At 61.2% G+C, this 12,238-nt stretch carries 9 protein-coding genes, 1 tRNA gene and 2 pseudogenes; 6 read left to right on the top strand and 6 right to left on the bottom strand.

Annotation, left to right across the window (positions count from 1 at the left end; translation table 11 throughout):
• Positions 1-452: 452 nt before the first annotated feature.
• The 4 genes and pseudogenes from QX108_RS33535 to QX108_RS33540 all read left to right on the top strand — a co-directional run.
• A pseudogene (locus QX108_RS33535) lies at positions 453-818 on the top strand (hypothetical protein); the annotation flags it as partial.
• A 3-nt stretch (positions 819-821) separates the two neighbouring features.
• On the top strand, positions 822-2,204 hold the full coding sequence (locus QX108_RS30740; RefSeq protein WP_409998574.1) for a YadA family autotransporter adhesin: 1,383 nt from the start codon (positions 822-824) through the stop codon (positions 2,202-2,204).
• A complete protein-coding gene (locus QX108_RS30745) occupies positions 2,204-2,683 on the top strand; it encodes a hypothetical protein (RefSeq protein ID WP_315786107.1) in 480 nt (159 codons plus the stop codon). The genes QX108_RS30740 and QX108_RS30745 overlap by 1 nt, the downstream gene beginning before the upstream one ends.
• Before the next feature lie 68 nt (positions 2,684-2,751).
• A pseudogene (locus tag QX108_RS33540) lies at positions 2,752-3,159 on the top strand (cytochrome P450); the annotation flags it as partial.
• Positions 3,160-3,317: 158 nt separating this feature from the next.
• On the opposite strand, the gene QX108_RS30755 reads toward QX108_RS33540, so the two are convergent.
• From QX108_RS30755 to QX108_RS30780, 6 genes are all read right to left on the bottom strand, one after another.
• Positions 3,318-3,992: a DUF2290 domain-containing protein gene (locus QX108_RS30755; protein ID WP_315786113.1), complete on the bottom strand. Its 675-nt coding sequence runs from the start codon at positions 3,990-3,992 to the stop codon at positions 3,318-3,320.
• Positions 3,989-6,142 (bottom strand): DEAD/DEAH box helicase, encoded by a 2,154-nt coding sequence (locus QX108_RS30760; RefSeq protein WP_315786115.1) that lies wholly within the window; start codon positions 6,140-6,142, stop codon positions 3,989-3,991. The genes QX108_RS30755 and QX108_RS30760 overlap by 4 nt, the downstream gene beginning before the upstream one ends.
• A gap of 180 nt (positions 6,143-6,322) precedes the next feature.
• Positions 6,323-7,684 (bottom strand): pentapeptide repeat-containing protein, encoded by a 1,362-nt coding sequence (locus QX108_RS30765; protein ID WP_315786117.1) that lies wholly within the window; start codon positions 7,682-7,684, stop codon positions 6,323-6,325.
• 761 nt (positions 7,685-8,445) lie between these two features.
• Positions 8,446-8,520 (bottom strand) — tRNA-Glu (locus QX108_RS30770).
• Positions 8,521-8,615: 95 nt separating this feature from the next.
• Positions 8,616-9,137: a DUF2846 domain-containing protein gene (locus QX108_RS30775; protein ID WP_315786120.1), complete on the bottom strand. Its 522-nt coding sequence runs from the start codon at positions 9,135-9,137 to the stop codon at positions 8,616-8,618.
• 573 nt (positions 9,138-9,710) lie between these two features.
• Positions 9,711-10,049 carry a hypothetical protein gene (locus QX108_RS30780; protein WP_172109863.1) on the bottom strand — a complete coding sequence of 113 codons (339 nt, stop codon included), beginning with the start codon at positions 10,047-10,049 and terminating at the stop codon, positions 9,711-9,713.
• Positions 10,050-10,080: 31 nt separating this feature from the next.
• On the opposite strand from QX108_RS30780, the gene QX108_RS30785 reads away from it, so the two are divergent.
• Together QX108_RS30785 and rpoH are read left to right on the top strand one after the other, a co-directional pair.
• On the top strand, positions 10,081-11,076 hold the full coding sequence (locus QX108_RS30785) for an RluA family pseudouridine synthase (protein ID WP_315786123.1): 996 nt from the start codon (positions 10,081-10,083) through the stop codon (positions 11,074-11,076).
• Between the two features lie 219 nt (positions 11,077-11,295).
• The gene (rpoH, locus tag QX108_RS30790) at positions 11,296-12,195 is read left to right on the top strand and encodes an RNA polymerase sigma factor RpoH (RefSeq protein WP_172110542.1); all 900 of its coding nucleotides are present in this window, start codon (positions 11,296-11,298) and stop codon (positions 12,193-12,195) included.
• Positions 12,196-12,238: the final 43 nt, after the last annotated feature.

The raw sequence follows: 12,238 nt of genomic DNA on the forward strand, positions 1-12,238 counted from the left end.
CCTTGACCTCCGATGGACAGCACCATGACGCGCGACGAGTCGTTGGGCACAGGAATGAAGTTGCAGTGAATGGATTTACAACCTTACGATATTTGTGTCTGAAAGTTACCTTGAAGTCACAGTCACGGGTAACACCGTACGTTAGGCTATCTGACGTTCTCCGTGCACTGAGTTGAGCACGAGCCTCCGGGTGCAAGGGACGAACCGGCGCGCTGCTGCCTTTCCGGCGCATCATTTGGCGACGCATGTCCCGGCTGATCCGGATGGAGGTTCAGGTTCGTATGATCCAGGTTCGTATCATGTTGGACGATCGTGCGGCCGATGCGCGCCGATTGCGGCGGCGGTGTCGTCGCCTGCCGGCCGGCAGACCGCTCGCCTCGCGGCTTGCAGCATGGAGCGTCCACCCGCAAGCGGGCTTTGCATGCTGCGCCGCCATTGCGATCGCCGCGCTGATGACGGCGCCTGCTCAGGCACAAACGGCGACCGGCCTCAGCAGCACGGCCACCGGCATCGGCAGCACGGCGAGCGGCGACTACAGCACGGCGACCGGCAAAAGCAGCACGGCGAGCGGCTACGCCAGCACGGCCACCGGCTTTTCCAGCGTTGCGAGCGGCCTCCAGAGCACGGCCAACGGCGTCGCCAGCGCGGCCACAGATGACGGAAGCACGGCGATCGGAGACCACAGCACGGCGAGCGGCTTTGTGAGCACGTCGATCGGGCAGGCCAGCAGGGCGATCGGCTTGGCGAGCACGGCGCTCGGCGCGGGCACCAGGGCGGACGGCGAATACAGCACGGCGCTCGGCATCGGCGCCAGGGCGACCGTGAACGAAAGCACGGCGATCGGCTCCTACTCCGTCGCGATCGCCACCAATTCGGTTGCGCTCGGCGCGAACTCCGTGGCGGATATCGCCGACACCGTGTCGGTCGGAAGCGTCGGCAGCGAGCGCAGGATCGTCAACCTCGCCGCGGGAACGATCGCCGCCAACAGCACCGACGCGATCAACGGCGGCCAATTGATGACGGCGAACCAGCGCGTCGCCGCGGCCTTCGGCGGCAACGCCGGGGTGGACGCCAACGGGCAGTTGACGATGCCGAGCTACATCATCCAGAGCGTCGCCTACGACAATGTCGGGGGGGCGCTGGGCGCGGTCGACAGCGCGCTGACCGCCAACGCGGCCAGCATCGCCAACCTGCAGACCCAGCTCAACAGCGGCGCGATCGGCCTGGTGCAGCAGAATGCCGCGACCCGGATCATCAGCGTCGGTGGCGCGACGGACGGCACGACGGTGAGCGTCGCCGGCAGCTCCGGCAATCGCACCGTCACCGGCGTCGCCGCCGGCGCGCTGAATGCGACCAGCACCGACGCGGTCAACGGCAGCCAGCTCTATGCCACCAACCAGCAGATCGCGTCGCTGTCCGGCCAGGTCGCCACCAACACCACCGACATTGCCGCGCTCAGCGCGACCATCAGCGGCATCTCGCAGGCCGGACGCTACACCAAGATCAACAGCACGGCTGCGGCGGCAACGGCCTCGGGCGCCGATGCGATCGCGATCGGCGGCAACGCCCAGGCGACGCAATCGGGATCGATCGCGGTCGGGCTCGACGCGGCGTCGACCGGCGTCAATGCCATCGCGATCGGCACCGGCGCCGTGGCCACCGGCTCGGTCGCGGTCGGCGCTGCCGCCTCGGCGGCCAATGGCGGCGCAGCCTATGGCGACGGCGCCGTGGCGACCGGCTCGCTGGCCACCGCCATCGGTCCGAATGCGTCCGCCACGGCAGCGAATGCCGTCGCCATCGGATCGGGATCAACCAACACGGTGGCCAACACGGTGTCGTTCGGCTCTGCGGGAAACGAGCGCCGGCTGACCAATGTCGCCGCCGGCATCAGCCAGACCGACGCCGTCAACGTCGGGCAGCTGCAGTCGGTCGCGGCGGGCCTGCAGAACGAGATCACCGACACGCGCCGCGAGGCGCGGCGCGGCATCGTCGCCGCCGTCGCGGTGGCACCGGTGCTGATGCCGTCGGCGCCGGGCAAGACGTCGGTCGCCGTGGGGACCGGCTACTACCGTGGCGAGACCGGCGTCAGCGTCGGCGTGTCGCATCGGCTGAACCTCGGCATTCCCACACTGATTTATGGCAGCTATTCCAATGGCGGCGGCAACGAGCATGTCGGCCGCGGCGGCGTGGCGGTGGAGTTCTGATGCCGACGAGGCCGACCGACCGCCGCGACCGGGAGCGCCTTCGATCCCGCACCACGCTGGCCGCCTTGTGCCGCTGGTTCATGCGAACCGCGGCAGGTCCGCTCGTCATCGCCGCCCTGCCGCAGCCCGCGACCGCCCAGCAACAGCCGGCTCCCATGCAGGCCCAGGTCCCTGCCCAACCACCGCAACCGGCCGCACCTCAATTCCAGCCATCGCTGCAATGGACCAACCTGCCGAAAATGGTTCTCGAACGGCAGTTCTCCGGCCCGCTGCAGGACACCGTGATCCAGCGGCTGCGCGATCCCGTCGATGGCACCGTGTGCTACGTCTATCTGCCGATCTCGGCGCCGCATTCGCCGACCACGGCGACCGGCTTCGTCCAGTACGGCCCCAACACCGTCGGCAACATATCGTGCATGCCGGGCCGCTCCGGGCCTCCCGTTTCCTCCGTGAATGGAGCGCCGGCGCAAAGGAGATAGAGGGGAATCGGGGATTGATCTGGAGACTGTCCTCGCCCGCGGCTCGCAGGTTTCGCGCACCGTCACCCGTCAAGGTGCCGGACAAGTGGCGCGCCGCCTTCGAGGACCGCGTGCGCTGGGTGGCGCCGATCCAGGCGAGCTCACGCCTGGTGATGGAGGACACCGAGATCCGCGGCTGCCTGATCGCGAAGGGTGACACCGTGATGAGGATCCAGGCCTCGGCCAACCGGGGCCGATGACCTGTTCGGCGACGGCGAAACCACCAGCGCGCCGCACGCCCCCAACCCCACCAGGCCTTCGGCAACGACCCCCACCCCAGCGCCGGCGCCCACCTCTCCCGCCGCACCGTCTGCGCGATCCTGCTGCCGATGCTGTTCGAGCGGTTTCCGCGGATGGAGCTGGTGGATGCGGCGAGCGTGCGGTGGCACGGGTTCGGATTTCGGGGGCCGCTGGGGTTGGCGGTGAGGGTGGGATAAATGGGCGTGGAGCGTTGTTACAGGTACTGCTCGAGATGGAGAGTATCAAAAAACCGCTGCTCTCGCACTGAAGCACGCAACAAGAGCAGCGCGGGGAGTCGCATCTCCGTCATATCGCGACTGAGCGGCGCGTAGGTGAGTGAAGACGCGGACAGAAGCTAAGCATGAGACCAGCTAAGATACGCTCGTTTTCGATCATCGTCGGACAGACATTCGCGCTCCTGTCGAAACACCAACGCTTCCCGAATTGTCAGATTCTCCCAAATGTCAAAATAGAAATTCTCAAGGATAAATTTGATGAAGGTATCAAAAGTTAATGGCGACTTTGCCGGCACTCTGCAGGAAGGGTCATTCAATGTAATGTGGGACGCGGGGTGAATGGCTGCCGTTTGGTCTGGCGCAAAATCAAACCTGATCGGTGTACGCATTAGAACGCTGTCTTCCAGACGATCCATAAAGGAATTCTGGATAAGCTCCAGTAATCCACCTTCGAAATCGCGAATGTCGCGAAAGGTTAGCGCAAACGGACACGGATGATAACATAGACGATGACGTTCAATCTCCGCCCCGTCAAACACATACGATATCTGAAATACCCCTCCATCTCGCATCAAATAGGAGTACTCTTGATTTTCCAAGATGGTCAGGTAGTCAGCTAATCGTGCTGGATTTCCGCTCATTAGCGAATTTAGAGGGTCTCTGACCCACATAAGCGTCTTTCGACTTCCCGAGAGACGCTCCACCTTATGTTGACGAGCATCCAGCGCAAAATCATTAGCCAGCAGTCGGAAACCAAAATCGGTTACGCGCCGACAAAGCGCTTCGACACTCATTTTTTGCCCTTGCTACCCTTGGTGTCAGCACCGCGCCGAGTTACCGCAACAAGGCTTTTCTGAAGATCAGGAGGCAATGCCTCCAGTGGCAAATCGCCGTCAATTACGGCGCGGAAAAGTTCTCCCGCATCACTTATCTTGCGCTCCCAATCTTTCCGCTCCTCGTCAGTCATGTCCCGGTGAACGCGCGCGAGCTTCTTCAGCTCCTCTTCAGTAGGGTATTTAAACTCAAGCGCAAATTGTCGCTTACGAACCTCATCAACTTCCTGCTTCAGCGCAACCATGAGAGAGCCAACGCCAAATAAACGGACCCAGCATCTAGAACGCGTTATCCCCGTGAAAAGAATATTTCGCTTTCGACTAAGCTCAAATCCTACTTGGCAAAACTCAGCGTTTACGATGTAGACCATGGGCGCTTCGTTTCCCTTGGCACGAAAAATGTGTGTCACCGCGACGGAGTTAGGGGAAAACACCTCATCTCTACTAGTCGTCACCCCCACCAAGTGGGCATTGACTTTCCGAGAAGCTAGAGCCGCCATGACACTGGCGCCGGTTTTGCGAGAGGTATATGCACTAGGGAGCACAACCAAAATATCGGTAGCATCCAATTCGTCTTCATGGATGTTGGTCCAAATTGCATCAGCTAGAGCATTGTATTGTTCTTCTGCGGTACTAAACGCCTCGCATCTAATGGCGTCATCAGCTTTCAAAAGCTCCACGAAGTAGCTCGGATACGACTCGGAACTTCTTCGCACGGAAACCGACTGACCGAGCTGCAACCGGCCCTTCACTACCTCGTAGCCAATCCGAGGCCAGATCGAGGGCTCCTCAAACATCTGAACCAAACCCTGCGGCCTATACAGCCCAAAGCCAAGCGCATGAGCAGTTGCTAGCGTCCACGGCGTATTTCTATAGCAGACAGGAAGCACAATATCTTCCTTTGGACGATCAGCCTCGTTCCGCAGCGTGACCAAGGGGCGCCCCGCAGAATCTGACCCGAACAACTCGTGCTCAGAGCGCATCTCGTAGTCACCCAAATTCTGAAGGTCGTCATAGGCCCACATAATGCGATGCGGATCCGGGACAACGTTATAGATCATCCGAAAAAACGACGTTGGAAAGTCTTGAGCCTCATCGATAAGAACCGCATCAAATAACTTCTTAGGTCCCGCTTGGTTGATGACGGCGTTTAGCTCATCACAAGCACCCTCGAACGCTCGACTACCGTACTTCGCGTCCGCCGTCCTCCAGTCCATGGCACCAACATCATACAGATTACATATAGACGAATAGACTCCTTGATCTCGACTACTACCCCATGCATGCATGACCCGCAGACTTGCCCAATCCGGCTCATCTTCAATCTGATCGAACATGAACCTACGTATCAAGTCTCGAAATTGTTGATAGAGAGACCTCGACTGAAATGTTACAGCAATCTTCCATTCCGGGTGCCGGGCGTGCAGATACGCCGCCTTCAATGCCAATACGACGGTCTTGCCCGACCCGGCCAGCCCGCGAATACGTTGCGGACCATTTGCATATTCGATTGCCCCGCGATTTTGCCATTGATCGAGATTGGCAATCTCCTTCTCGATCCTCTTTAGAATAGCGCCACGCGAGTCAGATTTGGTGACATTTTCCCTGCGCTTCAGCGGTCGAAGAGTCGAAACGCGCTGCACCGCCGCGTTAAGCGGAGGCAGGAGAGCGGCGTCGATCGGCTCAAATCCCTCGAACACCGCCTCAAGTTCGCTGGGCGGACATATGACAACGTCTTCTTCCTGAATAGTCCGCTCTAGGGAGGGATGGCAGGTAAGGACATTGATTGTAACGCCCAGATTCCTTCCTTTGCGAAGGTCGCGGTGTGTATTCAGCTTGTTGTAAATTGAGGCGTAAATTTGATTTTGGCGCTCGGTAATTTCCGCGATCTGATCATCACTCGGATGAGGATTCACGTGCGACGAGAGATCAAAAGCGACGAGACCGTGCGACCGACTCACAAGCAATGCATCAACAAAAACTTTCGAATCAGCAGTCGAAAGGACTGGATAACCCAGGTAGAGTGTGCCCGATATCTCAAGCCTCTTCAGTGCGTCTCGCAATGAGTGCGCGGCAATAGTGTTAGAGTTCTCGCCAAAAATGATATCCACGAATCTTGATCCCGGGCCGGAGGGGTTACTCTGCGTTCGCTTCAAGCTGCAATTGCCAGGAGAGCATGTCAAATGACGAAGCTAAGATGCAGCAGTCGCACCCTTCACTTGAGATGACCCAAAACAGCGACGGCAGCAGAATTATCAGTTGAGGAGCCGAGAACTTCAGTTCTTCGAGCATTATCGGGCGGCACGACTATTAAGATCTCGCAGGACACGCCCGAAGCACTCTTGATAGTGATCGTGCTGTTTCCACCCCCTAAAGTCTCCAATATTCCGGTCCGCCCTCAGCTTTGACGCCCACGCTTCCTTTGTGTCCATGACGGCGTCGTCTAAGCGGAGCGGAAATAGCACCGTCTGCCTCCGCCGACGCTCCTCCTCGTAGGCTGTTTTAACTTCATCTTCAACCCAATCGCTCGCAATAGAATGCTCGGACAGAATAAGGACCACCTTGTCGCGCAATCTGATAGCCGCATCTATCTCGTCGAGCATTCTCGCTCCAATAGGCAAATCGTGAGGCGCGAACCAGCATCGAACACCATTGTTCTGCAAATCCGCATGAAGCCGCTTAGCAAAATCGTCGTCTTTAGTTGAATAACTGATAAAGCATGAGAAGTACTCAATAGGCTGCGTGAGCATTGAAGGGAGATACTCTATAACAGCATCGGGCAGACCGACTCCCCGGAGAAATGCTAGCGGTAAAGGACCCGATCTCTCCAGGGTCTTGAAGTCGACAATACTCGGACCACTATGTATACACATGTCCAATCCAGACGCGCTTCCTAGATTTGAGTTAGAAAAAACGGTGTCTATGAAGTGGGCGGCAGCCAAATCTGCACGATCCAAAACTACGTTGCTCAGGTTAGCTCCAACAAACCTAACGTTGGTCAGAATAGCGTCGCTGAGATTCGCCCCTCTCAGATTTGCCTCACTTAGATTCGAGTCGCAAAGCCTAGCTTGACTTAAGTCGACACCGATAAGGATTGCATTGCTCAAGTCGGATTTTTCCAGAATGCTGCCCGTCATGCGAGCGCGCGTGAAGTTCGCACGACTAAGATTGGCTCCTTGCAGCTGAGCGCCACAGAGGTCAACTTCATTCAGATTGGCGTCATGCAAGTCGACGCGACTCATTTCAGCGCCCGCAAAACTTGAGCCGTCGAAGTTCACGGCACCAAGACTGGCTCCGCTAAGATTGCTATTAGTTAGTCGCACACCTTTTGCTATGCTTGAAAACAAACAAGCACCGCGCAGGTCGGCGTTACTCAAGTGAGCGCCCGTCAAGTCCGCGCCCCTTAGATCAGCAACACTAAGTGATGCATAATTCAGATTGGCACACGTTAGATTGGCAGATCGCAGGTTCGCCCCCTCCAAGTTGGCTCGCCGGAGGTCGGCGAAAGCTAGGTTCACATTGCTAAGATCGGCCCCCTTTAGTGTCTCGCCTTCAAGTTGAGCATAGCTCAAATCTATCGGCGTTTCGCAGCTAGACCGCCAGTGGCTCCAGTCCGAGTTCCGAAGATGCTCTAGATGAGTTTCGTTGACCACGACCCCTTACCACCTCTAGCTGAATCGAAGGCGTAGCTATCATATGCGTTGGGGAGCTTTGTTTAAACAGCATTAGCTACCATGCGTGCTTGCGGCTTCATGGGCGGAAATATTGTGCGGCGCACACAGCGATTTCTCACCCAGCTGGACAAGCTAATAACCTCGAACCTCTGCACTCGATGGCCTTGAAACCGGTTGGATTGCGACCGATCACCATAACCGTCCCCAAACTGCCCGTCGTGCCAGTTTGCCGCATTCCGTCGGGCAAATCCGGCCTTGTGTCGTCGGGCAAATCAGATCGATCCTCCCCGCGTCTTCCGCTCACTGAAGGGGCGTTTCGCGATCGTCACGGACCGTGGAGCGGGAGATGCGGTGGCCGCCCGGGGTCGCAGTGCGCGTTTCGCGTGCGGACGAACGAACCCCGGACGGACGGTCAAGCCGTGTGGTCCCGACACCCCGACGCTGGTGTCTTGGTCGGCGACGATGTCGATGACGGGGGCAAGCAAGCCCGGTCCCCTGGGAGAGCACGGAGCAGCCGTTCAAACCATCGCGCAGGGAAGGCCGGTTGTTCGGCCAATCCTGTGGTGACTGCCGCCTGCTTTTCTTTCTGCAGGCGGGCCATGGGTGCGGCCTGCACCCGGCCTTCCCTGCGCCCTTCTCTTAAGAGGGCGTGCCTGAGAGCAAAGCTCGGACGCGGAAACGCGCCGCGAGGCTGAGGAGCCGCGCGTACAGATCAGAGTTAAAAGGTTGAGCGCCGGGAATGGCGCTCCCTAGGGGAATCGAACCCCTGTTTCAGCCTTGAGAGGGCCGCGTCCTAACCGCTAGACGAAGGGAGCGTGAGGTGAACCGCATAGCCTCGAAATCGCCGCGCCGCAAGACGGCAGATGCAATTTTCGCATGCGACGTTGCGGACGGGTTGTCGGCGCCGGCCTCACGGCGCCTGGAGCTGGGCCATCAGCGCGGCGCCCGAGGCGGGATCCATGCGATACAGCACGGTGCCGGACATCGCGCCGGACAGACCCGACCTCGGGGGCATCAAGGCGCCGCTGCCGCCGGCATAGGCCTGGTTCAGCAGCACTTGGCCGGGCGGGCCATAGGGCGTCGCGCCGAGGCACAGATAATAGACCTGCCCGGCCTCGACCTGAATCTCGGTCTCATAGGGCAGCGAAATGCCGGAATTGACCGACAGCTCGTAGGTGCCGGCCGGACGATCGACGAACAGATAATAGCCGTTGCGCAGCGCGCCGACGGCCTTGCCCGCGACCTTGACGTCGGCGGTGCCCGCCGTGGTGCCCATGGCGCCGACCAGGCCCTTCTCGCGCAGGAAATAGATCCGCGCCATCCGGCCGTCGCGCTGCTTGGTCTGCGATTCCAGCGCCGACGTGGCGGCGCAGGCGGTCAGCAGCAGCGCCACGGCGAGCAGGCTCAGCGCGCGCGAGAGATGTCCGGTCATTCCACCCCACTCCAGAGTTCCCCGGAGGGGTTTAGAGCAGAGATGGAACCGGGGGACAATCATACCGGCAGTTGCGGAGCGGCTCCGTGCGCGGGATGGTCGATTCGCGGCAGGAAGCCGAGGCGGCAGAGGCCTCATGGTTCGAGACGCGCCGCTTGCGGCGCTCCTCACCATCAGCCGTCAGTGGCGGAGCGGCCGCTGCACACTGGAGCCTACGCTGTCAGCGTAGTCATAGAGAGCAACCTTGTGGAGAAGCAGGAAGCCAATCGACCTCGCCGCGGGCGCGATGGCCGTGACTGCGCCCTCGCCCCTTGTGGGAGAGGGCATGGATGATCGCGCAACGATCTCGGTCGGGTGAGGGGTCTGCCTCAACGAGTTGCAATCGCGGAGAGAACCGCTCACCCGACCGAGCCTGCGGATCGGCCGGCGCTGCCCTCTCCCACAAGGGGCGAGGGCGCTGCATCGCGCAGCGATGCGGAGGTTGCAGGCCGGTTCGAACGATATCATCAGAGGAGACCGCCGCAGGCAGTCGTCTCGAAGGCGGCGGCGGGAGGATGGGCTCCGCCCCTACCCTTACGGCTCGACCGCGAAGCGGAGGCGACCGGTGGGTTTGAGGGTTTTGGCGTCGAAGGTGCGGATCTCGGTGGTGCCCCCCACATCCAGAGTGACGGCCAGGCGGTCGCCGGCGGTGCCGGTGGAGACGATGCGGGCGCCCTTCGGGAGCATGGCGGTGAGGTCCGGGCCTGAAGCTGTGCTTCCCTCGCCGCGGAAAAGGCGGTAGCCGATGGCGACCAGAAGCACTGCGATCGCGATCGAGGTGGTCACGCCCGCGATCATCATCATGCGCCGCAGCCGCGCCATCAGCTGGGCCTGCTCGGGCGAGGACGGCTCGGGCGCAACGGTAGTATTCATGGACATCTCGACTTCACAATCCCACGGTCTGATGACGGTCATTGTCGCCGGCGACGAAGGCTCGCCGCGGCTCGATCGCGTGCTGGCAGCCAGGCTGCCGGAGCTGTCGCGATCCCGGCTGAAGGCGCTGATCCTGGCCGGACAGGTGTCGCTTATTAAAGGTAGCCTTGGCGCGGCGGCGGTGCGGGACCCCGCTTATCACGTCACGGCCGGCGACACGATCACAATCGACGTGCCGGAGGCGGTCCCGGCCGAGCCCGCCGCCGAGGCGATCCCGCTCACAATCGTCTACGAGGACGACGACATCGTCGTCATCGACAAGCCCGCGGGCCTCGTGGTGCACCCCGCTGCCGGGCACGAGACGGGAACGCTGGTGAACGCGCTGATCGCGCATTGCGGCGCCAGTCTTTCGGGGATCGGCGGCGTCAAGCGGCCGGGCATCGTGCACCGGCTGGACAAGGACACCACGGGGCTGATGGTGGTCGCCAAGAACGATCACGCCCACGCCTCCTTGAGCGCGCAGTTCGCCGATCACGGCCGCACCGGCGCGATGGAGCGCGGCTATTTCGCCTTCGCCTGGGGCCTGCCGCACCGGCCGCATGGCACCATCAACGCCGCCATCGACCGGCATCCGCATGCCCGCGACAAGATGGCGGTGCGCCCGCGGGGGCGCGAGGCCATCACCCATTACGAGGTGATGGAGAGTTTTACCGGCCGCGACGGCAAGCCGGTGGCGTCGCTGATCGCCTGCCATCTCGAGACCGGGCGCACCCACCAGATCCGCGTGCATCTGGCCCATCTCGGACATCCGCTGATGGGCGACGCCGTCTATGGCCCGCATTTCAAGACCAAGGCGAACCAGCTGGCGCCGGGCGCGCGGGCGGCGCTCGACCAGTTGGGGCGGCAGGCGCTGCACGCCTATCTGCTGGTGATCGAGCACCCGCGCACCGGAGAAATCATGCGCTGGGAATCGGAGCTTCCGGAGGATCTTTCTCTCTTGGGCGAGGCCCTCCGAGCGGCGCTATGACGCAGGACGTTCAGAAAAACGCAATCATGTCAAAATCTTAATGCGGCCACACGGGGTCGTGACCCCCGGAATCCTTCCACGGAGGACGAATTTTGGTGTATGTTGCGCCTGCGTCGAATGGTCGACGCATGGAACGTCGCAAACCGGCCGGCTTTAACCAAGCGACCGCTTTGCCTGGCCCGCCGCTATCGGGGGCCTGAACCAACTGGAGGGCGCTCGATGGCCCGTACAGCTACACTACCGGTTCTCAACGGAGAATCCGGCCTTGCTCGCTACCTCTCCGAGATCCGCAAGTTCCCGATGCTGGAACCGCAGGAGGAGTACATGCTCGCCAAGCGTTGGCGCGAGCATGACGACAGCGACGCAGCACATAAACTCGTGACCAGCCACCTCAGGCTCGTGGCCAAGATCGCCATGGGCTATCGCGGCTACGGCCTGCCGATATCCGAAGTGGTGTCGGAAGGCAATGTCGGCCTGATGCAGGCGGTGAAGAGGTTCGAGCCCGAGAAGGGCTTTCGCCTCGCCACCTACGCCATGTGGTGGATCAAGGCGTCGATACAAGAGTACATCCTGCGTTCGTGGTCGCTCGTGAAGATGGGCACCACCGCGAACCAGAAGAAGCTGTTCTTCAACCTGCGCAAGGCCAAGAGCAAGATCTCGGCGCTGGATGAAGGCGATCTGCATCCGGATCAGGTCAAGCTGATCGCGAAGCGCCTCGGCGTGACCGATCAGGACGTGGTCGACATGAACCGCCGCCTCGGCGGCGACGCCTCGCTGAACGCGCCGATCCGCGACGACGGCGAAGCGGGCGAATGGCAGGACTGGCTGGTCGATAACACGCCCAACCAGGAAGCCATCATGGCCGAGCACGAGGAGTACGACCACCGAAGGCAGGCGCTCAACGGCGCGATCGGCGTGCTCAACGCCAGGGAGCGCCGCATCTTCGAGGCGCGGCGCCTGGCCGACGAGCCGATGACGCTCGAGGACTTGGCGGCCGAGTTCGGCGTGTCGCGCGAACGCGTCCGCCAGATCGAGGTGCGCGCGTTCGAGAAGGTGCAGTCCGCCGTCAAGGGCGCCATCGCCAAGCAGGAGGCGGCGGCGCTGGAGGCCGCGCATTAACGGCGCGGCTTGCTTGAAGGTGGTTTTGATGCGATCGGAGCCG

The organism is Bradyrhizobium sp. SZCCHNR1002 (assembly GCF_032381435.1).
Lineage (GTDB): Bacteria > Pseudomonadota > Alphaproteobacteria > Rhizobiales > Xanthobacteraceae > Bradyrhizobium > Bradyrhizobium aeschynomenes.